At 63.7% G+C, this 23606-nt stretch carries 25 protein-coding genes, 1 other RNA gene and 1 riboswitch; of the genes, 11 read left to right on the top strand and 15 right to left on the bottom strand.

Features of this window, described 5'->3' with window-relative positions; translation table 11 throughout:
• Nucleotides 1–49: 49 nt before the first annotated feature.
• The 4 genes from EPN80_RS11875 to cobU all read left to right on the top strand — a co-directional run bounded on the left by EPN80_RS11875 (nucleotide 50) and on the right by cobU (nucleotide 2913).
• Nucleotides 50–895 carry a ScpA family protein gene (locus EPN80_RS11875; RefSeq protein ID WP_366468896.1) on the top strand — a complete coding sequence of 282 codons (846 nt, stop codon included), beginning with the start codon at nucleotides 50–52 and terminating at the stop codon, nucleotides 893–895.
• Nucleotides 896–1060: 165 nt separating this feature from the next.
• The gene (gene panC / locus EPN80_RS11870; RefSeq protein WP_293027163.1) at nucleotides 1061–1897 is read left to right on the top strand and encodes a pantoate--beta-alanine ligase; all 837 of its coding nucleotides are present in this window, start codon (nucleotides 1061–1063) and stop codon (nucleotides 1895–1897) included.
• 27 nt (nucleotides 1898–1924) lie between these two features.
• On the top strand, nucleotides 1925–2332 hold the full coding sequence (gene panD / locus EPN80_RS11865) for an aspartate 1-decarboxylase (RefSeq protein ID WP_293027161.1): 408 nt from the start codon (nucleotides 1925–1927) through the stop codon (nucleotides 2330–2332).
• Nucleotides 2333–2367: 35 nt separating this feature from the next.
• Complete coding sequence (gene cobU, locus EPN80_RS11860) at nucleotides 2368–2913, top strand: bifunctional adenosylcobinamide kinase/adenosylcobinamide-phosphate guanylyltransferase (RefSeq protein WP_293027158.1); 546 nt, start codon at nucleotides 2368–2370, stop codon at nucleotides 2911–2913.
• A gap of 249 nt (nucleotides 2914–3162) precedes the next feature.
• On the opposite strand, the gene EPN80_RS11855 is transcribed toward cobU, so the two are convergent.
• The gene (locus EPN80_RS11855; RefSeq protein WP_293027155.1) at nucleotides 3163–3651 is read right to left on the bottom strand and encodes a hypothetical protein; all 489 of its coding nucleotides are present in this window, start codon (nucleotides 3649–3651) and stop codon (nucleotides 3163–3165) included.
• A gap of 113 nt (nucleotides 3652–3764) precedes the next feature.
• Here EPN80_RS11855 and EPN80_RS11850 point away from each other — a divergent pair, with 113 nt between their 5' ends.
• Entirely contained in the window at nucleotides 3765–4694 is a 930-nt protein-coding gene (locus tag EPN80_RS11850) for a cobalamin-binding protein (protein WP_293027153.1), read from the top strand.
• Nucleotides 4695–4714: 20 nt separating this feature from the next.
• Here the strand turns inward: EPN80_RS11850 and cobC are convergent, their stop codons facing one another.
• The 6 genes from cobC to EPN80_RS11820 are packed head-to-tail and all read right to left on the bottom strand — an operon-like array spanning nucleotide 4715 to nucleotide 10930.
• Nucleotides 4715–5308, bottom strand: coding sequence for an alpha-ribazole phosphatase family protein (gene cobC / locus EPN80_RS11845; RefSeq protein ID WP_293027150.1), 594 nt, complete (start codon nucleotides 5306–5308; stop codon nucleotides 4715–4717).
• Nucleotides 5299–6075, bottom strand: coding sequence for an adenosylcobinamide-GDP ribazoletransferase (locus tag EPN80_RS11840; RefSeq protein WP_293027148.1), 777 nt, complete (start codon nucleotides 6073–6075; stop codon nucleotides 5299–5301). The genes cobC and EPN80_RS11840 overlap by 10 nt, the downstream gene beginning before the upstream one ends.
• A gap of 10 nt (nucleotides 6076–6085) precedes the next feature.
• Entirely contained in the window at nucleotides 6086–7150 is a 1065-nt protein-coding gene (gene cobT, locus EPN80_RS11835; RefSeq protein ID WP_293027145.1) for a nicotinate-nucleotide--dimethylbenzimidazole phosphoribosyltransferase, read from the bottom strand.
• A gap of 7 nt (nucleotides 7151–7157) precedes the next feature.
• Entirely contained in the window at nucleotides 7158–8033 is an 876-nt protein-coding gene (locus EPN80_RS11830; protein WP_293027300.1) for an ABC transporter ATP-binding protein, read from the bottom strand.
• Complete coding sequence (locus EPN80_RS11825) at nucleotides 8033–9025, bottom strand: iron ABC transporter permease (protein WP_293027143.1); 993 nt, start codon at nucleotides 9023–9025, stop codon at nucleotides 8033–8035. Before EPN80_RS11825 ends, EPN80_RS11830 begins: the two co-directional genes overlap by 1 nt.
• 24 nt (nucleotides 9026–9049) lie before the next feature.
• Nucleotides 9050–10930, bottom strand: coding sequence for a TonB-dependent receptor (locus EPN80_RS11820; RefSeq protein WP_293027140.1), 1881 nt, complete (start codon nucleotides 10928–10930; stop codon nucleotides 9050–9052).
• Between the two features lie 162 nt (nucleotides 10931–11092).
• Nucleotides 11093–11322, bottom strand: a riboswitch (cobalamin riboswitch).
• A gap of 141 nt (nucleotides 11323–11463) precedes the next feature.
• Here EPN80_RS11820 and EPN80_RS11815 point away from each other — a divergent pair.
• The 3 genes from EPN80_RS11815 (at nucleotide 11464) to ssrS (ending at nucleotide 12311) form a co-directional block, all read left to right on the top strand.
• Nucleotides 11464–11769 (top strand): ATPase, encoded by a 306-nt coding sequence (locus EPN80_RS11815; protein ID WP_293027138.1) that lies wholly within the window; start codon nucleotides 11464–11466, stop codon nucleotides 11767–11769.
• Nucleotides 11766–12077, top strand: a complete 312-nt coding sequence (locus tag EPN80_RS11810; RefSeq protein ID WP_293027135.1) for a cell division protein ZapA — start codon at nucleotides 11766–11768, stop codon at nucleotides 12075–12077. Before EPN80_RS11815 ends, EPN80_RS11810 begins: the two co-directional genes overlap by 4 nt.
• A 52-nt stretch (nucleotides 12078–12129) precedes the next feature.
• Nucleotides 12130–12311, top strand: a non-coding RNA gene (gene ssrS, locus EPN80_RS11805) — 6S RNA.
• A 137-nt stretch (nucleotides 12312–12448) separates the two neighbouring features.
• On the opposite strand, the gene EPN80_RS11800 is transcribed toward ssrS, so the two are convergent.
• Nucleotides 12449–13246 (bottom strand): ferritin-like domain-containing protein, encoded by a 798-nt coding sequence (locus EPN80_RS11800; RefSeq protein WP_293027132.1) that lies wholly within the window; start codon nucleotides 13244–13246, stop codon nucleotides 12449–12451.
• A 332-nt stretch (nucleotides 13247–13578) separates the two neighbouring features.
• On the opposite strand from EPN80_RS11800, the gene EPN80_RS11795 reads away from it, so the two are divergent.
• Both EPN80_RS11795 and EPN80_RS11790 read left to right on the top strand, forming a co-directional pair.
• Nucleotides 13579–14043 (top strand): EVE domain-containing protein, encoded by a 465-nt coding sequence (locus EPN80_RS11795; RefSeq protein ID WP_293027130.1) that lies wholly within the window; start codon nucleotides 13579–13581, stop codon nucleotides 14041–14043.
• A 145-nt stretch (nucleotides 14044–14188) separates the two neighbouring features.
• Nucleotides 14189–14887 (top strand): SIMPL domain-containing protein, encoded by a 699-nt coding sequence (locus EPN80_RS11790; RefSeq protein WP_293027128.1) that lies wholly within the window; start codon nucleotides 14189–14191, stop codon nucleotides 14885–14887.
• Nucleotides 14888–14938: 51 nt separating this feature from the next.
• On the opposite strand, the gene EPN80_RS11785 is transcribed toward EPN80_RS11790, so the two are convergent.
• From EPN80_RS11785 to EPN80_RS11770, 4 genes are all read right to left on the bottom strand, one after another.
• Nucleotides 14939–16489, bottom strand: coding sequence for a malonyl-CoA synthase (locus tag EPN80_RS11785; protein ID WP_293027125.1), 1551 nt, complete (start codon nucleotides 16487–16489; stop codon nucleotides 14939–14941).
• Nucleotides 16490–16538: 49 nt separating this feature from the next.
• Nucleotides 16539–17351, bottom strand: a complete 813-nt coding sequence (locus EPN80_RS11780) for an enoyl-CoA hydratase-related protein (RefSeq protein ID WP_293027123.1) — start codon at nucleotides 17349–17351, stop codon at nucleotides 16539–16541.
• 202 nt (nucleotides 17352–17553) lie between these two features.
• Nucleotides 17554–18447: a prolipoprotein diacylglyceryl transferase gene (gene lgt / locus EPN80_RS11775; protein WP_293027120.1), complete on the bottom strand. Its 894-nt coding sequence runs from the start codon at nucleotides 18445–18447 to the stop codon at nucleotides 17554–17556.
• A 41-nt stretch (nucleotides 18448–18488) separates the two neighbouring features.
• The gene (locus EPN80_RS11770) at nucleotides 18489–19454 is read right to left on the bottom strand and encodes a LysR substrate-binding domain-containing protein (protein ID WP_293027119.1); all 966 of its coding nucleotides are present in this window, start codon (nucleotides 19452–19454) and stop codon (nucleotides 18489–18491) included.
• Nucleotides 19455–19585: 131 nt separating this feature from the next.
• On the opposite strand from EPN80_RS11770, the gene ilvD reads away from it, so the two are divergent.
• Nucleotides 19586–21259 (top strand): dihydroxy-acid dehydratase, encoded by a 1674-nt coding sequence (ilvD, locus tag EPN80_RS11765; RefSeq protein WP_293027118.1) that lies wholly within the window; start codon nucleotides 19586–19588, stop codon nucleotides 21257–21259.
• Between the two features lie 27 nt (nucleotides 21260–21286).
• Here ilvD and EPN80_RS11760 read toward each other — a convergent pair whose 3' ends face one another.
• The 3 genes from EPN80_RS11760 to EPN80_RS11750 are packed head-to-tail and all read right to left on the bottom strand — an operon-like array spanning nucleotide 21287 to nucleotide 23578.
• Entirely contained in the window at nucleotides 21287–21637 is a 351-nt protein-coding gene (locus EPN80_RS11760; protein ID WP_293027116.1) for a DUF2486 family protein, read from the bottom strand.
• Entirely contained in the window at nucleotides 21634–22059 is a 426-nt protein-coding gene (locus tag EPN80_RS11755) for a DNA polymerase III subunit chi (RefSeq protein ID WP_293027114.1), read from the bottom strand. The genes EPN80_RS11760 and EPN80_RS11755 overlap by 4 nt, the downstream gene beginning before the upstream one ends.
• Before the next feature lie 4 nt (nucleotides 22060–22063).
• Complete coding sequence (locus EPN80_RS11750) at nucleotides 22064–23578, bottom strand: leucyl aminopeptidase (protein ID WP_293027112.1); 1515 nt, start codon at nucleotides 23576–23578, stop codon at nucleotides 22064–22066.
• Nucleotides 23579–23606: the final 28 nt, after the last annotated feature.

Below are 23606 nucleotides of genomic sequence, written 5' to 3'. Positions count from 1 at the left end.
CATGAGCACCGCCGAGCCGCCGCACACCGTCGGCCCGCCCGAGGCGGCCCTGGCCGATGCCCAGAAATTACAGGATCCGACACCCGGCCAGGACAGCACGCCCAATGTCGTCGACGGCGTCGCGTTCGCGCGCCTGTATGGCGAGCCTCTGTTCGCGCTGCCGCAGGATCTGTACATCCCGCCCGACGCGCTGGAGATTTTCCTCGAAGCCTTCGAAGGCCCGCTGGATCTTCTGCTCTACCTGATTCGCAAGCAGAATTTCAACGTGCTCGACATTCCGATGGCGCAGGTGACCAACCAGTACCTGCTGTACGTCGAGCAGATTCGCGCGACCAATCTCGAGTTGGCATCCGAATACCTGCTGATGGCGGCCATGCTGATCGAAATCAAGTCGCGTATGCTGCTGCCAGTCAAGAAAGCCGATACCGGCGAAGAAGCCGAAGACCCACGCGCGGAACTGGTGCGACGCCTGCTCGAATACGAACAGATGAAACTGGCCGCCCAGCAACTCGATGCCTTGCCGGTGCTGGGCCGGGACTTCCTGCGGGCCAATGTATATATCGAGCAAAGTCTGGCGCCGCGTTGGCCGGAAGTCGATACGAGCGATTTGCGCGCCGCCTGGGCCGACGTCATCAAGCGGGCCAAGCTGGTGCAACACCACAAAATTTCCCGCGAGGAGCTCTCTGTTCGCGAACACATGAGCCAGATCCTGCGCCGGCTGCAGGATGCCCGGTTCATGGAGTTCACGGAGTTGTTCGATGTCTCGCGCGGCGTGCCGGTAGTCGTGGTCAATTTCATCGCCATGCTCGAGCTGTCGCGCGAATCCCTGGTGGAAATCACCCAGGCGGAGCCCTACGCACCCATCTACGTGCGCCTGGCGTACTCGCCGAACTGACGCGTTCTCCGAGGCGGCAACCCCGGCTCGCTGCACGGCAGGTGGATTTTCCACTACAATCGCGCGGGTCACCGGCGTTGCACGCCCTGTCCCGCATGATTCGCGAGTGGCTCGCCGAAGCCGCTCACCCTGGGCGGCTCGCCGCCCTTACTGCACGGATTCTCCATGAAAGTTATCCATTCGATACAGGAACTGCGCGATCAAATGCGTGGCCAGAATCGCGCCGCCTTTGTCCCGACCATGGGATTTCTGCACGAAGGACATCTGTCGCTGATGCGCCTGGCGCGCCAGCATGGCGATCCGGTGGTCGCCAGCATCTTCGTCAACCGTCTGCAGTTCGGGCCGAATGAGGACTTCGACAAATATCCGCGTACCCTGAGCGAGGACGCGGAGAAATTGCAGCGCGAGAACGTCTATGTGCTGTTCGCACCGGACGAAAAGGTCATGTATCCGGAGCCTCAGGAATATCGGGTGGATCCGCCGCATGATCTGGGCGACATCCTCGAAGGAGAATTCCGCCCGGGTTTCTTCAAGGGCGTTTGCACCGTCGTCATGAAACTGCTGTCGTGCGTGCAGCCGCGCGTTGCGGTCTTCGGCAAGAAGGACTACCAGCAATTGATGATCGTGCGACGCATGTGCCAGCAATTCGCGCTGCCGGTCGATATCGTCGCTGCCGAAACCGTGCGCGACGCCGACGGTCTGGCGCTCTCATCGCGCAACGTGTACCTGAGTGCCGACGAGCGCACCGAGGCCCCGATGCTGTACCAGACCCTGCATCACGTCAGCGATGCAGTACGCGAGGGACGGACCGATTACGCCGCGCTCGAGGAGCAAGCCATGACGTCGTTGATCCAGCGAGGCTGGCGACCCGACTACGTGGCAATCCGCCGGCGTGCCAATCTGCAGCGCCCCGAGGCCGGCCCGGCGCCAGCCGACTCGCTGGTGGTGCTGGCTGCCGCGCGACTCGGTCAGACCCGACTGATCGACAATCTGGAAATCTGAACCCAATTTTTTTGCCTGGAGGCTGCGATGATCCGCACCATGCTCAAATCAAAAATTCACCGCGCCACGGTGACGCACTGCGAACTGCATTACGAAGGCTCCTGCGCGATCGACGAAAACCTGCTCGAAGCGTCCGGCCTGGTCGAAAACGAGCAGATCGACATTTTCAACGTCAATAACGGCGAACGCTTCACCACCTATGCGATTCGCGGCGAACGCGGCAGCGGCATGATCTCACTCAACGGCGCCGCCGCGCGCCGTGCGCAGTTGGGCGACGTGGTGATCATCGTCGCCTATGCCGGTGTCGACGAAAAGGACGTGCAGGCCGGATTCAAGCCGCAACTGGTGTTTGTCGACGAACGCAATCGCATCAAGGGCGATCGGGACCACGTGCCGCTGCAGGCCTGGGAAGCATCGCCTGTCTTCTCCGAATAAGTCCGCCGTCCTCAGTCGCGCGACGGCCGAACCGTATGGCCAATCCCGTACCGGATTCACTGCTCGTGCTCGGCGGCGCCCGCTCCGGCAAAAGCACCTACGCCGAACAGCTTGCGCACGATAGCGGCCTGCCGGTCACTTACCTCGCGACCGCACATATCGCGGACACCGAAATGGCCGAGCGCATCGCAGTGCATCGGGCGCGGCGCCCGGCGCACTGGCAACTGCGCGAAGTCGGTCGCGATCTGCCTGGTGCGCTCGCCGAGGCGGCGCGGCCCGGGCACTGCGTGCTGGTCGATTGCCTCACGCTGTGGACCGCCGCCTGGCTCTGTCCGCCCGACGCTCCAGCAGCCTCGCCAGCAGCCTGGGCCAACGCTGTGAAGGCGCTCGACGATGTGCTGCACGACACGCCCGGCAAGATCATTCTGGTCAGCAATGAAATCGGCATGGGCGTGATTCCGATGGGCGCGATGACGCGACAGTTCGTCGACGAACTCGGCCGCCTCAATCAGCGGCTCGCAGCGCGCTGCTCGCGGGTCTGCCTGATGGTCGCGGGCATCGCCATGCCGCTCAAGGGTTAAGCCTTACGCTTCGCCACGAGGCCTTTATGCGTTGGTTGACAGTCACCACCGACCCGCATTCTCCACGTACCTCGCGCGGCCGGCACGACAGCCCCCCCGGTACGCGCCAACAGGAGGCCAAGTCACCTGCCGACGCACGCTTGCGGCGGTGTACTGCGCTGCGTCGTTACAAATTGAATCATTTTTACAACAAAAACACACACCTAAGGCGCGGCGCGGCGTTAAACTAAAAACGCTTTAGTGCGCAAACTAGGAGAAAGGTGAACAAATGAAGAAACTGACGTTGTTGATCGCTACGCTATTGACCACCGTTGTCGTTATCGCTGGTTGCCAGAAGAAGTCTGAAGAAAGCACTGCGCCGGCGTCTTCCGACACCACCACGCAGCAAGCGGCTCCGGCCGCCGCACCCAGTGGCAGCATGAACGACGCGAGCGGCGCTGCGGCCAGCGCCCCGAGCGCGGCGCCTGCCGCACCGGGCGGCGCATCGCAGTAATCCGGCCGGCCAACACACAACGCCTCGCGTGCGTCGCAGCGCGCGGGGCGTTGTGTTTCGCGCACCGTCCGGCCTATTTGCTGTGAAACGTCATACCGCCGTCGATCACGCCATACGCGGAAACACTGGATCCGCTCGCGCCTCCCGCGCCATTGCTTGCGCAAGCGCTCAACTGGCAGGCCAACAATCCGCTCGCCAACCAAATACCGATTAGTCGATACATCCGAATTCTCCTCGTCGCGCATTAACCCATTCGACCCCACCGGCCCCGCACCGGTTCGCTTTGACGCGCCAGGCACCTGACAACCCGAGACGTTTATCGCACAATAACGGGCTCTTGCGCCAGACCCGCCATTCCATGCCACCTATCGCCAATCGCCTGCTGCGAATGCTTGCCCTGCTTGCCTGCATGACCGGCATGCTGAGCTTGCAGACCGCGCATGCGGCCGTCTCCGTCATCGATGACAGCGGCGCACGCGTGACTCTGGCGCATCCGGCGCAGCGCATTGTGAGCCTGGCGCCTCATGCGACCGAACTGCTGTATGCGGCGGGCGGCGGTGCGCGCATCGTCGGCGCGGTAACCTATAGCGACTACCCGCCGCAAGCCCGGCAAATCCCTCGGGTGGGTGACAGCGGAGCGCTCGATCTCGAGCGCATCGCGGCCCTCAAGCCTGACCTGCTGGTGGTGTGGCTGCATGGCAATGCGCAACGCCAGATCGATAAGCTCAGGCAGCTCGGTATTCCAATGTTTTACAGTGAGCCCAGGCGCTTGACGGATATCCCCGGTGAAATCGAGCGGCTTGGCCATTTGCTCGGGACCTCGGCCGTTGCCACACGCGCCGCAGTCCGGTTTCGCAGCCGCTACGACGCGCTGCAAAGGACGTATGCCGGCCGGGTGCCGGTCAGCGTGTTCTTTCAGGTCTGGCAGAACCCGCTGATGACGATCAACGGCTCGCAGATGGTCAGCGACGTCATCCGCCTGTGCGGCGGGCGCAATGTTTTCGCCGATCTTGAACCGCTGGTGCCAACGGTGTCCACCGAGGCAGTGCTTGCAGCCAATCCGCAAGCGATGTTTACCGCGACGGCGGGCGCCACGCCCGCCGACAGGCCGTTAGCCAATCTCGTGATGTGGCGGCGCTGGCCGCAGTTGAGCGCCGTCGCATACCATAATTTGTTCTCCATCGACGGTGATTTGATCGACCGGCCTGGCCCGCGCGTCCTGCAAGGCGCGCAAATCATGTGCCGCGACCTCGATCAGGCCAGACAGCGACTCGCGGCTAATCGATAACACGTGCCGGCATATGACTCTCACCCGCCCCAGCAAATCAGTTCGGCATGATGATCATGACAACGCAGCTGGCATACACCGCCGAAGGCCAATGGCCACTGCTGGCACGCCAGCAGTGGCAAGCCCAGGCATTGCGCGGCCAACAGCCGTATAGGCCCCAGGTGCGTGACAACCACCAGGACATCGCCGTCGACTTGCGTGCGCCAGGCGTGCACGCGCCGCGCCACGTCGCGCGCGGATTCGCCGCCCGGCGACGCGTAATGCGTCGGCTCAGCCGCCCAGGCATCGATGTCCTCGCGCGCAATCGTATGCCAGGGTTGCATTTCCCAAGCGCCGAAATGCATTTCCGCAAGCCGCTCGTCGTAAGCGAGCGGTAGCCCGTGGCGATCGGCCAGGCGTTCGGCCGCCAGTGCGCAACGCTTGAGCGGGCTGCTCACCATGCGTCGCACGGCATATGCGACCGTGCCGGCTCGCGCGAATGCCCGCTCGATCCGCTTGTTCATGTCTGCGACGGTCGCCTCGAATCGGGCCGGGTCCGGGCCGATGTCGCTCCGGCCGTAGCACACGCCGGCCGGCACGTCGGGTGGTGGGTGGCGCAGCAAAATCAACTCCATGCGCACAGCACCAAATAGATTGCCAGCTCGAAAATCTGCTGCGCGAAACCAAGGCAGTCGCCCGTATAGCCGCCCAGCCGCCGTGCGAACCAACGGCCAAGCCACCAACGAAGTATCGCCAGCACCACCAGCGCGGCGAGTCCCGCCTCCCAGCGCGGCCAAAGCAGCCACGGCAGACCCCATAGCAGGGCCCAGCCCAGCGCGCCGTCGCCAAGCCGTTGCGCCACCGGCTTGGCCTTGCCTTCGGCGCGCACATAATCGAGCGTGCGCAGATAGCTGATCGCCACGCTGCGACTGGCGGCGTGGCCAGCCATCAGTGCCCATAACAAGCCGGTCGACCCCAGGCGCAATTGCAGTTGGGCCAGCGTCTCCCACTTCAGCAGCAGCGCGATCATCAGCCCCAGCGCGCCGAACGCGCCGATGCGCGAATCGTGCATGATCTCGAGCGTTTTCTCGCGCGTCATGCCACCACCAAAGGCATCGCAGCAATCAGCCAGACCGTCCTCGTGAAACCCGCCGGTGAGCCATAGTGTCGCTGCCATGCTCAGCAAAATGGCAACGCGCGGCGGCCAGGCGAGTACGGCGGCGGCGTAGACGGCGGCGCCTGCGGCGCCCACCAGCAAACCGATCAGCGGGAAATAGCGCGCCGCCGCGTTCAGTTGCTGTGGCGCGTAGCCGACCCACGCCGGGATCGGAACGCGCGTGAAATAACCCAACGCCGTGAGCAGATAGCGGAGTTCCTCGCGCATCCAGGCCAACGCTCGCATGGTTGACGCGCTACGCCCGATCGCTTACGCCGGCGGCGTCGAACGTCGCCATTTCGCCCAGAAACGCCGCCGCCGCGCGCACCAGCGGCAGCGCAAGCGCGGCGCCAGTGCCCTCGCCCAGCCGCAGATCGAGCGCCAGCAGGGGCTCGGCGTGCAGGCGCTCGAGCATCGCACGGTGCCCGGTTTCGCTCGAGACGTGCGAGAACACGCAATAGTCGAGCACCGCCGGCGCGACCGCGTGCGCCACCAGCAACGCCGCGGTAGCAATAAAGCCGTCCACCAGAATCAACATGCGCGAGCGCGCCGCCGCCAGATAGGCGCCGGTCATCATGGCAATCTCGAAACCGCCGAACACCGCCAGCGTCTCAAGCGGGTCTGCCGTCATCGGGTGGCGAACCAGAGCGCGCGCCAGAATCTCGCGCTTGCGCGCCAGGCCCGCGTCGTCGAGCCCGGTACCACGACCGACGCACACTTCCAGCGGTAACCCACACAGGCGCTGCATCAGGCATGCCGCCGACGAGGTATTGGCAATACCCATCTCGCCGAAGCCCATCACATTGGTGCCATGTCGCGCGTGGTGCTCGACGCGGGCCATGCCGGCCGCCAGTGCCCGTGTCAGCTGAGCACCGCTCATCGCCGGCCCTTCCACGAAATTACGCGTGCCACGCGCGATCGCCATGTCAATCAACTGGCGGTGACTCGGCAGATCCGAGGCGACGCCGGCATTGACAACTTCCAGTGTCATGTCGTTGAGGCGGCAGAACGCATTGATGGCCGCACCGCCGGCCAGGAAGTTGAGCACCATCTGAGCTGTCACCGCCTGCGGATAGGGGCTCACGCCGGCCTGGGCCACGCCGTGATCGCCCGCGAACACGATCATCGCGGGCCGCCGCACTACCGGGTTGGCGCTTTGCTGAATCAGGCCAAGTTGCAGCGCGACTCGCTCCAATTGCCCCAGGCTGCCCGGCGGCTTGGTTTTGCGGTCGATGGCCAGTTGCAATTCCGGCTGCAGCGCACGGTCAAGTGGGTCGATGGCCGGAATGGCAAATTCGAAGGACATAGCGGGAGTCGTCATGAGGGCCTCAGGGTTCAGTGCCGGGTTGTGCGCGGATATCCTGCCTGACACGTGTTTGTTGGTCGCTTATTGCGGGAATCAGTACCTCGTGGGGACCGTCGCGCAGCAATATCAACGGGTAACCGAATGCCTCGCTGCAGTACGCTGGCGACAGAATCTCACGGGCCGGGCCAGCGCGCCAGCCGCCGCGACCGTCGAGCAGCAACGCATGCGTGGCAAACCGTCGTCCGAGATTCAGATCGTGGCAGGAAAACAGCACCGGGCCGCCCGACTGGGCAACGTGCCGTGCCAGCATTTGCAGACAATCGATCTGGTGATGCAGATCGAGATGCGTCACTGGCTCATCGAGCATCATCAGCGGCGCCTGCTGCGCCAGCAGCGCGGCCAGTCTGACGCGTTGGCGCTCGCCACCCGAGAGCGTGGTGACGTCGCGCCCGGCCAACGACTCTAGCGCCAGCGCACGCAAAGCAGCCTGCGCGTGCGCCACGTCGGCAGCGCTTTCCCAGGTGCCCCAGCGCCCCTGCACGAGGTACGGATGGCGGCCTGCAAGCACGGTCTCCAGCACCGTGGCGCCGAATGCGTCATGCGTCTGCTGCGGCATGAAGGCGCGCTGCCGGGCCAGCGCGTCGGGCCGCCACTGCAATAACGGCCGGCCATCCAACAGCACCTCGCCCGACTCACCCGCCAGGCGGCGACGCAAGCCCGCCAAAGTATGGAGCAATGTGGTTTTGCCGGCGCCGTTGGGACCGGCCACGCACCAGATCTGGCCGGCCTCGCATGTCCAGTCGAGATCACGTATAAGGCCTCTTTCGCCGGCCCGCAGGCACACAGCGCGCGCGATCAGCGGACTATCGGTCGCCGGCATCGGATCAAGCGCCGTCATCATGCCCGCCTGTGTAGCAGCAACCACAGGAACGCCGGCACGCCCACCAGCGCGGTGATGATGCCAACCGGCAATTGCGCCGGCGCGATCACCGTGCGAGCGGCCAGATCGGCCAACATCAGCAGCGTGCCGCCGCCGAGCGCGGCCGCCGGCAGCAGCATGCGCTGATCGTTGCCGAACGCGAGTCGCAGCATATGCGGAATCACCAGACCGACAAACCCGATCGCTCCGGCCGTAGTCACGGCCACGGCGGTCGCCAGTGACGCCACCAGGTAAATGCGCAAGCGCAGCGGCGCCACTGCCACGCCAACCGATTGCGCCACCATCTCGCCGCGCAGCAGCGCGTTGAGGCGATGCGCCGACGGGTAGCTCGCCAGCATCAGCAGCGCCAATGCGGCCAATGCCGGCCATCCCTGGCTCGCACCGTTCAGGTCACCGGTGAGCCAGAACAACATGCCGCGCAATCCGGCGTCGGGCGCCAGCGTCAGAATCAATGCGGCAGCCGCGCCCCATCCGGTCGCCAGCACCACGCCGGTGAGCAACAGGCGCGGGCTGCCGTCGATGGAATCAGTTCGCAGGAAGTCCTGCCGCGCCAGCCCCATCACCAGGGAGATCGCCAATAGCGCGCCAAGGAACGCGCTGGCCTGTACCCAGATCATCGGCAACGCCAGCAGCAGCGCCAACAGTGCAAACACGCCGGCGCCGCCCGAGACGCCGAGCACATAGGGATCGGCCAGTGGATTGCGCAGCAGCACCTGCATCAGCGCGCCTGCCAGCGCCAGCAACCCGCCGCAGGCGAAAGCCGACAAGGCGCGCGGCAGGCGCAAGTCGAGGACCACGCTGCCAGCCAGTCCGTCAACACGCCCGCGCAGCAAGTCCAGCAGCGCGCCGGCGGGCACCCTGACGCTGCCGAGCGTGAGCGAAGCGGCCAGGGCCAACGCTGCGGCCAGCGCCAGCACGCACCAGATGGTCAGAGCGCGGCGCGGCGTCATGACACAGCGGCGCTCGGCCGGCGCCTAGCGCGGATGCCAGCCGAGCGTGACATAGGCGGCCCGCCCAGGCGTGTTGTAACTGTATGCAAGCTCGTAAGCCTTGTTGAAAATATTGTCCAGACGCGCCGCGACATACCAGGATTTGTTGATGTCGTATCGCGCACTCAGGTTGACGATGCCGTAGCCGCCCAGCGTGTACGGCGTGGCGCCATCGAGTCGCCGGGCGCTGACCAGCCATTCGGCGCCCCAGCGCACGCCGTCGATTTTCCGCGCCAGCGACAGTCGCGCAAAGCGCCGGGCGCGGCGCGGCAGCAGCGTATCGTTGGCATTATCCACTGGTCGCTGCAGCGTGGCGTTCAAATTCACGTCCACGCCGGCCACGTTGCCGGTGTAGATGGCCTCGACGCCCCTGACCTCGGCACTGTCGATATTCCCCGCGAGATAGCCGATCTGGGCATCGGCATTGATCAGGTCGCTGTAGCGCGTGCGGAACACGTTGACACGCAGGATACCGAGCGCCGAACTGTGCTGCACGCCGAATTCCAGCGAGTGCGCGCGCTCCGGCAGCAAATTCGCGTTGCCGTAGCCCGGGTAATACAGCTCGTTGAAGGTCGGCGCGCGAAACGCATCGCTCACGCTGGCCAGCAGCTTCCATTGCGGTGTCAGGGCAAAACCATAGCCGGCATAATAGGAATTGGCGCCGCCGAAGTCCGAATACATGTCACGCCGCACGTTCAACTGGAGTTGATTCCTGCCGAATTTCCCCTGGTAGCCCGCGAACACCGAATCAACGCGTCGCGTGGTCGATGCATACGTGGTGGAGGCGGTCACGTCCTGGTTCTGATGCTCGTAGCCGGCTTGCAGCGACTGGTTGGCGCTCAGCGCGAAATCGTTCTGCCAGTCGAATTGCCGCGTGCGGGTGTGGAAGTCGCCGTTGGCCTGCCCGTTCAAATAGGAGGCGTTGTCGTCGTTGCCTTGCGAGACGGTCATCCGGGTGCTCCACCATTTGGTCAGATGCCCCTTCGCAAAGGCCGACAGCAGGCGCACGCGCGTGTCGGTCTCATTGATGTCGGTCGGCAAGCCGTAGGCATTATCGAAACTGACCGTGCCGTCGGTCTGGAACCAGTTGGCACCGACTTCCCAGTCAGCGTTCAGGCGATGCGACAATTGCGCCGAGAAACTGCGGTTTTCATACCCATTGTCGTTCGGATTCGCACCCTGCCCGGGCGTCGGATTGACAATCGCGCCCTGCGCGGGATCGATCGCCGAAAAGCCACGAGTCTTGTAAGTTGACGCGTTCAGGCTGAATTGCGTCTTGCCCGCCTTGTCCAGTGCGCCGCTCAAGCCGATCTGGGCGCGGCGCGTATCGTAGGAGCCGTAACTCAGCTCGGCGCTCGCGCGCGGCGGGTGATAGCCGCCGTGTTTGGTAAAAATCTGGATCACACCGCCGATCGCCTGCGAGCCATACAGTGCCGAGACATTGCCGCGCACGATTTCGATATGGTCGATCTGACTGGCGGGAATCTGGTCGATCTCGGTCAAACCGGTCGTGGCCGAACTCACCGGAACGCCGTCGATCAGAATCAGCACCTGATTCGAGTTGGCCCCGCGCATGAAAATGCTCGCCTGTGAACCGGGCCCACCGGTCTGGACCATCTCGATGCCGGCCACGCTGCGCAATAGCGCGGGCAGATCGGCCGCCTGGCTGTTTTGAATCTGTCGCTGCGAAATGACCGTCGTGCTGGCCAGCGTGTCGCTCAATTTTTGCGTGGTGCGAGAGGCCGTCACGACGGTGGGATCAAGCGCTGCAACCGGCTCGGTGGTCTGGGCATTGGCAACACCGGCAAGCAGTGCCGGCAAACCGGCCAGCGCGAGGAGCGCGGCCGTATAGGCGTGAAGACGCATTGTAGTAATGATTTTCCGTGACAGAGCGAATACCTCCGGCCTGCTCCCCCGCAAGCCGGTGGCAAACAGGGAATGTCACGCGCGCCGCGCTGGTCGCGCAGCCGCAGGCACCGGCGCATGGCGGCACGGTCACCCGACTGGTGCGAAGCCCTCCGCTCGCGCCATTCCCCGACTCGCTTCGGCCGGTATCCGGGCTGGCAACCGCAGCACACTCGCCTTCCCGCGATCGCAGTGGCGCTTGAGTGGCTGATCCCTGGCGCATGCCAGGGAAAGTTGCTTACCGTTGCGGGGGCAGCACAGGTTGGCTCGATCCGAGTGGACGCGGCTCCCTGTTTCCCGTTTAACTGCGCAGGCCGGAAGCCTGCACGAGCACCAAAGCGCTGCAAGTTTAGGCGCGCTTGCCGTTCGCGTCAATTCGGGCGCAACCAGGGACGAATCGCGATCGGCGGGTAAGTGAAGTTTTGTTACAGCTTCTTACTGGAAAGCCCTATGATTCCGTTAGAATGTAGGCCATTCACGAGGATGCAGCCCCTATGCTTACCGAACTCGAACGACTGACCGAGAGAATTGAACAATTGGTGTCGATCAGCCACCGCTTTCATCAACACAACCAGGCGCTGCAAAGTGAGCTTGAGCGTGTACGCCGTGAGCATGAGCAGGTACTGGCCAATACGGAACAATTGCGGCATGAACGCGATCAGTTGCGCCTGCAGCGCGATCAGCTCGCCGCCAAGATCGATGAAGCCCAGGTGCGGCTCAACGCCATCCTGGAAAAACTCCCGCACAATAGCCCCGCCGAAGGTCAACTCGACCTGCTGCAGGGAGGTGAGAACGCATGAGCGCCAAACAAATCGAAGTGGCCATCGCAGGCCAGTCCTATCGGCTTGCCTGCCAGCCGGAACTCGAGAACGACCTGCGCGCTGCCGTGGCAAGGGTCGACGAGGAAATGAGCAAATTGCGCGCGCAAAGCAGCGTGCGCGGCACTGACCGTATCGCCGTGATGGCGGCGCTGAGCCTGGCATCGGAATTGCTTAATCTGCAAAAGAGCGTGAACGCCGGACAAGCGTTTCCGGCTGAAGAAATTCAGCGTACAATTCAACACATGAACGAGCGGCTGGATCAGGTCATCGACCAGTATCAAACTTGAAGAATGCAGGTGCGGCGAGGTTGCAAAGCTGCTTCTTGCGTGGCATGATTGTTTCTCCCTGCCTGGTTCGCGAAGGTCGTAAATTCCTTGAACCAATGATCGGATGCAGGTTGCGGAAGTTTGTGGCACAAGCGTGAGCGTCACTCTGTCTGATGAACCCAATGTGCTACTAACCGCGACCACCTTGAACCTTACGGTTCAGGATGCCGGCCTGGCGGCTAAGGTGGGGACCTACTCCAACGGCACTGCAATCACCCGATTGCAGTGCCGTTTTCCATTGCGGCGTGGTTGCGAATAGCGACGCCTGCATCACACAAGAAAAACCGGCTTGCGAATCTACGCAAGCCGGTTTTTTTCATGCCGCCAGCAGGCTAGGCCTCGCCGCCGGCGAGCTGCGGATACTGCCGCTTGACCATGAACGACAACAGCGCACGTGTCGGTTTGTCACGCCACCAGACACCCGTTTCCAGCGGCTTGAACATCATTCGCGTGGCAGCCTCGACCGGCAGGCGCCGCTTCATCATGTCGCCGGACACCTCCAGGAATTCCTGCCACGTCATTTCCTCGAAAGGCTTCGGTCCGCGCCAGAACGCAGCGTCACTCAGGGGCTCGAAAGCGATGGCGATATCTTCGTCGCGCACCATTTCGCTGCGCTTGACTATCGTATGCAACCGGCGAATCACGCCGTGGCGCTCTGCCGCGTTGTAACGGTCGAACGTTTTGCGGAAATAGCGATAGTGCCCAACCTCCTCGCTGCTGAGCTTGCGCATCATCGCCTTGAGTTCCGGATCGCTCATCTCGGCTTCGAGGCACCGGTAGATCATCGCCGTTTCGGTTTCGATGACGCAGCGCGAGAGCGCCTCCAGGGCCAGCGACGGGCGCATGTATTCGACGTCGCAAAGCGGCTTGTAGCGCACCAGGAACGCATCGTAAGCCGGTTGCCAGTCAAACTCTGGCCACGTCTTGGCAATATAGGTTCGTGCCAGTCGGCCATGCTCGATCTCCTCTCGCAGCCACGTTTCGCGCAGCCAATCCCGCATTTCAGGATCATCCGCGTACATGACATTCAAGGTCGAGACAAACTCCGGAACGCTGCTCTCGACGAACGACAACGTTGCCAGGGCATAGAAAGTGAATGCATCGGATCTTACGGTCGGCTCTGCTGACATGGAATTCTCCCAGGATTGGTTATCACATGTATGCTCGTGCGGGGCCGGTGCTGCCAGGCGACGATGTAAAACACCGATGCCGTGGGACGATCGACCGGTGGAATTACACCGTGCAGCATCGCCAAAATCGTTTCGCGACAACCTCATTTATAGGATAGTCAAAAAACTCAAGCCTTTCTTCGACGGCTTTACTCCCTGTGCACTAAGCATAATAGGACTTCGAGTTTTGTGCAGGGCAGAGGTTCAGCGAAAAAATCGAACCGGGCCTCCAAAGCGGCAAAGCCCTCGCTCCCCTACAATGTGGTATGCCACACGCCAAGGAGTCCTGACGCATGAAATATTGGCTGATGAAATCCGAACCCGACGAGGCCAGCATCGACGATCTGGCCAACGCCCCCCGCCAAACGCTGGCCTGGACCGGCGTGCGCAACTACCAGGCGCGCAATTTCATGCGCGATGGCATGCAGATCGGCGACGGCGTGCTGTTCTATCATTCGAGCTGCGCGGTGCCCGGCATTGCCGGCATCGCGGAAGTTGCCTCGAGCGCCTATCCCGATCCGACGCAATTCGATCCGGCCAGCCCTTACCACGATCCGAAAGCCTCCCGGGAAGCGCCGCGCTGGATGCTCGTCGACGTCAAGCTGGTGCGCAAGACGCCTCTTCTGCCACTGAGCGAACTGCGTAGCATTCCTGAATTAGCGTCGTTACAAATACTTACCAAAGGTAACCGTCTGTCGATTACTCCCGTCGCACCGCAACACTGGGAGTTCATCACGACCCGTCTGCTACCGGCTTGATCTCGATCATGATCGGGAAGAACTTATGCGCGCCGGCGTCCTCTTATGGCGGGCCGGCTTTTTGCCGTGCCGGCTCGACCACGGCAGGCAGCACGGGCACCATTGGCATTTGCCGCAAGTCCTCCCTCTCTCCAGGAGTCAATCCATGAAACCATATGCAACCGCCGCCGTTCTCCTGCTGGCCCTGGGCAATCTGCCGGCTCACGCTCTGGCGGCCGAAGCCGCCCCCGCGGGAGTGCTTTCACTGAATGCCCAAGCCAGCACCGAAGTGCCGCAAGATACAGTTCAAATCACCCTGTTCGCCGAGCAGCAAGGCAGCGACCCGGCCGCCGTCTCGGCCGCGCTGAACCAGAAGGCGGCCCAGGCGCTCAAGCGCGCCACGGCCCAGAGTGATATCAGCGTGCAGACAGGCAATGTTTCTCTGTACCCGACCAGCGACCGCAACGGACGGATTTCGTCGTGGCGCGGGCGCACCGAGCTACTGCTCAAGTCGCGCGACTTCGCGGCAGCCTCGCGGCTGGCGGGACAACTGAGCGACACCATGCAGGTGGGCGGCGTGTCGTTTTCGCTGTCGCGCGAGGCACAGCGCGCCGCCGAGGGCAAGCTGACGGCCCAGGCGATCGCGGCATTCAAGGAACAGGCTCAGGCCAACAGCCATGCTTTCGGCTATTCTGGCTATACGATTCGTGAAGTGCGTGTCGGCTATAGCACGCCGATCATGCCGCATCCGTTCATGATGAGTGCGATGGCCGCTGACAAGGCGGCCGCGCCCAGCGTGCCGCTCGAAGGCGGCAAGGCGCAAGTGACGGTGAATGTCTCAGGCTCGGTGCAGATGGTGCACTGAGCGGCGGCCGGCGCCGTCATCCATGCGATGGCAGGGGTGACGGCGGCAGTGTCAGGCGGGTGCCGCCGAAAAGCGCTCGCGCAACACGTTCTTCTGCACCTTGCCCATCGTATTGCGCGGCAGCTCCGCGACGAAATGCACCTGCTTGGGCACCTTGAAATTGGCGATGCGCCCCTTGAGCGTGCTGATCACGCTGCCCGCGTCGAGCGAAGCGCCGTCCCGAGGCACCACCACCGCCACCACGGCTTCGCCGAAGTCGGGGTGCGGCACGCCGACCACCGCCGATTCCGACACGCCGGGCAACTCGTCGATCACTCCTTCGATTTCCTTCGGGTACACATTGAAACCGCCCGAAATGATCAAATCCTTGGAGCGGCCAACGATACTCACGTAACCGCTGTGGTCGGCCTTGCCGACATCGCCGGTCTTGAAGAAGCCGTCATCGGTGAATTCCTCGCGGGTCTTTTCCGGCATGCGCCAGTAGCCTGCGAACACATTCGGCCCCTTGACCTGCAAATGACCAATCTCGTCTGGCCCGCATAGGCGACCCGCATCGTCGACAACGCGCAGCGTCACCCCCGGCAGCGGCAACCCCACGGTGCCACCGCGCCGCGCCGAAACGGCATCGCCATCATACGGATTCGACGTCAGCATGACCGTCTCCGACATGCCGTAACGCTCCAGAATCGTATGACCGGTGCGTTGACGAAACGACTCGAAAGTTTCCTTCAACAGGGGCGCCGAGCCGGAAATGAACAGCCGCATCGCCCGGCAGGTTTCCCGCGTGAGGCCGTCCTCGGCCAACAGGCGCACATAGTAAGTCGGCACGCCCATGAAGACGGTGGCCCGCGGCAGCTGCCGGAGCACCTCGCGCGCATCGAACTTCGACAACCAGATCATTTTGCTGCCCGACAGCAGCGCGCCATGACTGGCGACAAACAAGCCATGCACATGGAAAATCGGCAATGCGTGCAGTAGCACATCGCTGCCCGGCGGGCGCCTGCTCCAGCCCCAGTAGTCGTGCAGCACTTCTGCGTTGGAGGCCAGGTTGCCATGCGTGAGCATCGCCCCCTTGCTGCGCCCAGTGGTGCCCGACGTATACAGGATCGCCGCCAGATCGGCGGCGGCGCGCGGCACGATCTCGCAGGCATCGCCGTGCGCGGCGGCACGCTCCAGTAACGTGCCGCTGCGATCGTCGTTGAGCGTGAATACGCTGTGAGCGCCGCTTTTGAAAGCGATCTTCGAAACCCAGCCAAAATTCTGCGCCGTGCAAACCACGACAGCAGGTTCCGCATTGCCGACGAAATATTCGATCTCCGCAGCGCGGTACGCCGTGTTCAAAGGCAAATACACCAAGCCGGCCCGCAGCGTCGCCAGGTAAAGGAATAACGCCTCCGGCGACTTTTCCACCTGCACCGCCACTCGCGAGCCCGCCGGCAGATCAAGGCTGATCAGCAGGTTGGCGATCCGCGCGGTGGCGCGCTCCAGGTCGTCCCAGCTGTAATACAGCCCATCCTGGGTTTCGATGCAGCAAGCGCTGCGATCGGCCGGAAAGCGGCTGCTCAGCAGCGCGTAAAGATTGGCGTTTGGCGTCGTCATCATGTATTCAACAGTGAAAAATCCTGGCAGGGCGGTCGCTCCGCAGTCGGCATCAGTGCCCGCGAAAGTTCGGCACGCGCTTTTCGAGAAAAGCGGCCACCCCCTCGCGATGGTCATGCGAATCCCAATAGGCGAATGCGGCGGCCCACTCATCTTCGGTCAACGGCTCGACTTGCGGCGTCATGCGCCGGATCAGCATTTTATTGATGCGGGCCGCCAGCGGTGCACCCGCCGCGATGCGCCGAGCCGCGGCGTAAGCCTCGGCGGCGACGTCGCGCTCGCGCGTGACGCGTGTCAGCAGGCCCTTCTCCCTGGCTTCGTGCGCACCGAAAATCCGCCCCTCCAGCAGTAACTCCAGGGCAACCGCACGCCCCACCAGGCCAAGCACGCCGCGCAACTCGCCGGGCGCCATCGAAAAACCCAATTGATTGATCGGAATGCCGAAACGGCTGGCTTCGCCGGCAATCCGCAAGTCGCAATGCGCGGCGATCTCCAGCCCGCCGCCCACGCATACCCCTTCGATCAAGGCCACCGTCGGGTGACGGCAACCCGCCAGCGCATCGAGTGCCGGCGCGATAATGTCATTGTGGTAGCGCCGCAGCGCGGCCTCGGTACCCCGCTCGACAGGAAACTCCTCGATATCGGCGCCCGCCGCGAAATGACCGTCCGCGCCACGCACGACGATCGCGCGCACCCCATCGTCGGCAGCCAGTTCGGTGACACACGCGTGCAACTCGCGCCACATCCTGACCGACAGCGCATTGAGTTTGCCCGGATGACTCAACACGACTGTGGCGATGCCCTCGCCAGCATGGGCGGCAGCTCGCTCGATCGTCACACAGCCGCCCGCCGTGATGGGTTTCATAGTCTCCTCTGTCAGCATAGTTTGCCGAATTATCGTCCAACCCACCCGGGTGTCAATAGGCCGAAGCGTGCCCACCGCGTCGCGGTGGGCAGATCGAGGAAAGCAAGGGGATAGGCCGACGGCGCCAGACCAGACGCCTCGGGCCGTCGATGCTGGCAACCGACGCGCAGTCGGGGCGGCGCCGGCGCTTACGTGACGCGCTTCACGCCACGGAGCGCTTTGCCGCCTGCTTGCGATAAACGTACACAAGCATCAACACGCCGATCACGATCATCGGCAGCGACAGCCACTGTCCCATCGAGAAGCCCAGGGCGAGCAAACCGAGGAAATTGTCGGGTTGCCGCGTAAACTCCACCAGGAAGCGGAACACGCCATAACCGATCAGAAACATCGCCGAGACCGCGCCGACCGGCCGCGGCTTGCGCGAAAAGAGCCACAGAATCACGAACAGCGCCACGCCCTCGAGCGCGAATTCATAGAGCTCGGATGGATGCCTGGGCAGGCCGTGGTACTTCTCGTAGATCGCCTGAAACCCCTGCGTGAGGGCCAATTGCGGATGCGCAAGCAGCCAGGCGCGGTCTTCGCCGGCGGCGCCGGGGAAAATCATCGCCCACGGCGCATCGGGACTGGTCACGCGGCCCCACAACTCGCCATTGATGAAATTGCCGAGCCGGCCGGCGCCGAGTCCGAGCGGCACCATCGGCGCGATCAGGTCGGTACCGCGCATCAGCGTCTGTCCGGCGCGGCGCGTGTAGACGAACATGGCCACCAGAACGCCGAGAAAGCCGCCGTGGAACGACATGCCGCCTTCCCAGACCTTGAAGATTTCCAACGGATGGGCAAAGTAGAAATCAGGCTTGTAGAACAACACATATCCGAGCCGGCCGCCGAGAATCACGCCCAATACGCCGTAGAACAGCATGTCGTCGAGATCCTGCGCCTTCCACCCCTGCGCGGCGATGTGCGGCTGACGCGTGCGGATGCGGCCCACCACCAGAAACAGGATGAAACCGGTCAGGTACATCAGGCCATACCAGCGAATGGACAGCGGCCCGAGGTGAATGGCAACTGGATCGATGTTCGGATGAATCAGCATGGGTTTTAGGGGGTCAGTTAATTAATGGAGCCACCGCCCGCTCATGCGGCGGGCCGACGGGGTACCCGGATACGGACCGCTTCCGGCGCGGATGGTTGCGCCAGATCGCGCACCGTCTCCAAAAAACCGCTCAATACCGGCGTGACTTCCGCCGTGCGCCACAGTAGCCCGGTCTCGATGGATGCACCGCCTTCCTGCAGCGGCCGGTAGACCACCCCGGTGCGCCGGAGGTGGCAAAGCGACTGCGGCACCAGCGCCACACCCATGCCAGCCGACACCAGGCTGACGATGGTCTGCATCTGGATCGCTTCCTGACCGACGTGCGGCGTCAGGCCGCACGAACTATAACAGCCCATGATGATGTCGTAAAACGCCGGTGCAACCCGGCGCGGGAAAATGATCAGCGGTTCGCGCATCACCGCGCGCAGACTGACCGGGCAGTTTTCGTCAACCCCGCCATCCGGCTGGTAGCGTGCCGGCATGTCGGCCGGCATGGCCAGCATCAGCGGCTCGCGCACGATCGGCAAATAAGCCAGTTCGCGGGCAAAACGCGGCGGCACCGGCGGGATGAACAGTCCGGCGTCGAGCCGGCCGGCCATCAACTGTTCAATCTGCACATCGCTGGTCGCCTCGGTGAGCGTCAGGCGCACCCGCGGAAACCGCTCGCCAAAACGCCGCAACAGCGGCGGCAGGATGCCGTAGTCGGCGCTCGACACAAAACCCAGCGAGAGCGTGCCGACCTCGCCGTGCGCCAGCCCCTGGGCCAGGCCGCGCAAACCATCGGCGTCGGCCAGCACGCGCCGTACCTCCGGCAGCAGTTGGCGCCCGACCGCCGTCAACTCCACCGAGCGCTTGGTACGCACGAACAGCGGCGCCCCCAAGTTGTCTTCCAGCGCACGGATCTGCTGAGACAGCGGCGGCTGGGTCATCGCCAGGCGCTGCGCCGCGCGGCCAAAATGACGCTCCTCGGCCACCGCCACGAAATAACGGAGTTGACGCAAATCCATAATACTTTTTCCGACCTAATTTGAGTCGAATAATATATTTGACATTAAAAAAAGGAAAGCCCATTCTTTTCGGATTGCCCCGCCGCGGGCATGCGCAGCAGAAGCCGGTCCCAGTTCCCAAGGAGACATCCATGCCCTACAACCGCCGCTCGAAAAACGTCACGCAAGGCGTTGCGCGTTCGCCAAACCGCTCGATGTACTACGCCATCGGCTACGAGAAGGAAGACTTCGACAATCCAATGATCGGCGTGGCCAACGGCCATTCGACCATCACGCCCTGCAACGCAGGCCTGCAGCGCCTGGCCGACGCGGCCGTCGAGGCGATCAAGGCCAACCGGGCCAACCCGCAGACTTTCGGCACGCCGACTATTTCCGACGGCATGGCGATGGGCACCGAGGGCATGAAATATTCGCTGGTCTCGCGTGAAGTGATTGCCGACTGCATCGAGACCGCCGTGCAGGGTCAGTGGATGGATGGCGTGGTGGTCATCGGCGGTTGCGACAAGAACATGCCGGGTGCGATGATCTCGCTCGCGCGCATGAACGTGCCGGGCATTTTCGTTTATGGCGGCACCATCAAGCCGGGCAAATGGAAGGGCAAGGACCTGACCATCGTGTCGGCCTTCGAGGCGGTCGGCGAATTCACCGCCGGACGCATGAGCCAGGAAGATTTCGACGGTATCGAGCGCAATGCCTGCCCGACCACCGGCTCGTGTGGCGGCATGTATACGGCCAACACCATGAGCTCATCGTTCGAGGCGCTGGGCATGTCGCTGATGTACTCGTCGACCATGGCCAATCCCGACCAGGAGAAGGTCGATTCAGCCGCCGAGTCGGCGCGCGTGCTGATCGAGGCCGTCAAGAAAGACATCAAGCCGCGCGACATCATCACGCGCAAATCGATCGAAAACGCCGTGGCGCTGATCATGGCCACGGGCGGCTCGACCAATGCGGTACTGCATTACCTGGCCATCGCCCACGCCGCCGAAGTCGAATGGAGCATCGACGACTTCGAGCGCGTGCGCCAGCGCGTGCCGGTCATCTGCAACCTCAAGCCGTCGGGTCAGTATGTCGCCACCGACCTGCACGCGGCCGGCGGCATTCCACAAGTATTGAAGATACTGCTCAATGCCGGCCTGCTGCACGGCGATTGCCTGACCATTACCGGGCGTACGCTGGCCGAGGAGCTGGCTGACGTGCCCAACGCGCCGCGCGCCGACCAGCAGGTCATCTTCCCGATCGAAAAGGCGCTGTACGAACAAGGCCATCTGGCAATCCTGAAGGGCAACCTGGCCACCGACGGCGCCGTGGCAAAGATCACCGGCCTGAAGAATCCGGTGATCACCGGCCCGGCGCGCGTATTCGACGACGAACAAAGCGCGCTCGCGGCGATTCTCGCCGACAAAATCAAACCGGGGGACGTGATGGTGCTGCGCTACCTGGGGCCCAAGGGCGGGCCCGGCATGCCGGAGATGCTCGCGCCGACTTCGGCGATCATCGGCAAGGGCCTGGGCGAATCGGTCGGCCTGATCACCGACGGCCGTTTCTCGGGCGGCACCTGGGGGATGGTGGTCGGGCACGTCGCACCCGAGGCGTTCGTCGGCGGCGGCATCGCCCTGGTGCAGGAGGGCGACTCGATCACCATCGACGCACACAGGCTGCTGCTGCAATTGAACATTTCCGACGACGAGTTCGCGCGCCGCAAAGCCGCTTGGCGGCAGCCGGCACCGCGCTACACGCGCGGCGTGCTGGCCAAGTTCGCGGCGCTGGCGCAACCCGCTCACAAAGGTGCGGTCACCGGCTGAACCTGTCGGCGTCCGGCCAGGCGTACCTCAGTTGCGGCGCGCGAGCTCCTCGAGTACCACGCGGCGCACGTGCTCGCGCAGTTGCCGCTGCAAATCGTCCGACACATGTCGCGCAATGGTTTGCACGAGCCACGCAGTGTGGTCGATCAGCGCGTCGTGGCAGCGTTTCTCCACCAGCGCGGTCACTTCCTCGCTCAATTGCGTCGACAGCCGCAGGCTCAGGCGCTCGGCCAACACGGCGATGTCATGCGGCAACGCAAGCGGCTCGGCCGGCGCCATTGCCGGCGACGGCGTGGCTGGCACTTCGCCGGGCTTGAGTACTTCGGTCAGCACGGGAATGCTTGGGTCGGCCGGCAGTTTCGATTCGGGTGGATTCATGAGCGTTGATCGTAGTTGTTGAGGGTATAACCGCGATCGCGATAGAAGCGGTAGCGCTCGCGCGCGTCGGCAAGCGCCTGGGGGTCGCGGCCAACCACCTCAAGCACACGCTCGAAGCGGGCGAACTGCGACGGCACCGCATTGCTCAGATTGAGCAGCACCTGATAATGAGGCGCGGTGTCGGCATCACCCAGGGTGCTGGCCAACAGCACCGGCGTATGGGGCGCCAGCGCGTCATCCAGCGCGCAGTGAGGCACAAACTCGAGCGCCGAGAACGTCCACAACTGCTGATCGAACTCGCGCAGATGCGCCGGCTCGCCCACCACCACCAGGCGCTGCCCGGCCGTCACCACCTTGCGGGTGAGCCGGCAGGCATAGCCCAGCCAGTCAGCCACATGAATGTGAAAGTCGATGCGCGTCACGGCATCAACGGCCTTCGCGGTCCATCAGGAACTGCGTGAGCAACGGCACCGGTCGACCGGTCGCGCCCTTGGCCGCACCGCTCTTCCAGGCAGTGCCGGCGATGTCGAGGTGGGCCCACTCGTACTTGCCGGCAAAGCGTGCCAGGAAACAGGCCGCGGTGACGCTGCCGGCCGGGCGCCCGCCGATATTCGCCACGTCGGCGAAGTTGGACTTCAATTGCTCCTGGTATTCGTCCTCGACCGGCAGGCGCCAGGCGGTGTCGCCCGCGTTACGACCGGCTTCGAGCAGTTGGTCGGCCAGCGCGTCGCTCTTGGTGAACAACCCGCTGTTGACATGCCCGAGCGCAATGATGCAGGCGCCGGTGAGCGTGGCCACGTCCACGACCGCCGCCGGCTTGAAGCGCTCGACATAGGTCAATGCATCGCACAGGATCAGACGCCCTTCGGCATCGGTATTGAGGATCTCGATGGTCTGGCCCGACATGCTGGTGACGATGTCGCCCGGCTTGTTGGCATTGCCCGACGGCATGTTTTCGCAGGTCGGCACCACGCCGATCACATTCAGCTTGAGGCCCATCTCGGCGACCGCGCGCATCGTGCCGAGCACCGAGGCAGCGCCGCACATGTCGTACTTCATTTCATCCATCGCCTCGCCCGGCTTCAGGGAGATGCCCCCGGAGTCGAACGTGATGCCCTTGCCGACCAGCACGATCGGCGCGGCCTTGGCCGGCCCGCCGTCATACTTCAGCACGATGAACTGCGGCGGTTCGGTCGATCCCTTGGCCACCGACAGGAACGACCCCATTTTCAGCGCGGCAATCTGCTTCTCGCCCAGAATCTCGGCCTTGAGCTTGAACTCCCGTGCCAGCTTGCGCGCGGTATTGGCGAGGTGGGTCGGCGTGCACACATTGCCCGGCAAATTAGCCAGGTCACGCGCCAGATCCATGCCCCGTCCGATTGCCAGCCCTCGCTTGAGCGCCACGCGGGCTGCCTGCAGGTCGTCGCCGGCCACACTCAACACCAGCTTGCGCAGCGCGCCGCGCACCGGCTCGGGCTTGCTCTTCATTTGCGTGAAACGGTAAGCGGCGTCGCACGCCAACTGCACGGCTGTGCGCACCGCCCAGGCGCCATCCCGGCCCGGTACCGGGGCGGCCTGCGCCAGCGTCCAGAGCGCGTCGGCCGCGCGTGTGGCCTGCAGCGCGCGCAGCGCGGCACGCGTGGCCTCGCTGTAGGCCTTCGGACTGAACTCGTCGTGGCGCCCGAGCCCCACCACCAGCACGCGCGCCGCGCCGATGCCCGGCACTTCGCGCAACGTCACGGTGCTCCCCGGCTTGCCTTCGAGCTCACCGGTTTTCACGAGACGGCTCAGCACGCCCTTGCTGGCACGATCGACCCGCAATGCGGCGCCCGACAGGGCCTGCCCGTCGAATACGCCAACGACGATGCAGTCGGTTTTACCGCTGATCAACGCCTTGTCCGCGGCCTTGCTCCAGTCACAGGCTTTTATGCTAAAGTCCATCGCGCTTTCCTCGGATAAAATTCACTTG

This window comes from Pandoraea sp. (genome assembly GCF_004297875.1).
In the GTDB taxonomy this organism is placed as follows: Bacteria; Pseudomonadota; Gammaproteobacteria; order Burkholderiales; family Burkholderiaceae; genus Pandoraea.
Note: the sequence above shows the minus strand (reverse complement) of the source record. Positions and strands in the feature narration are given on the sequence as shown.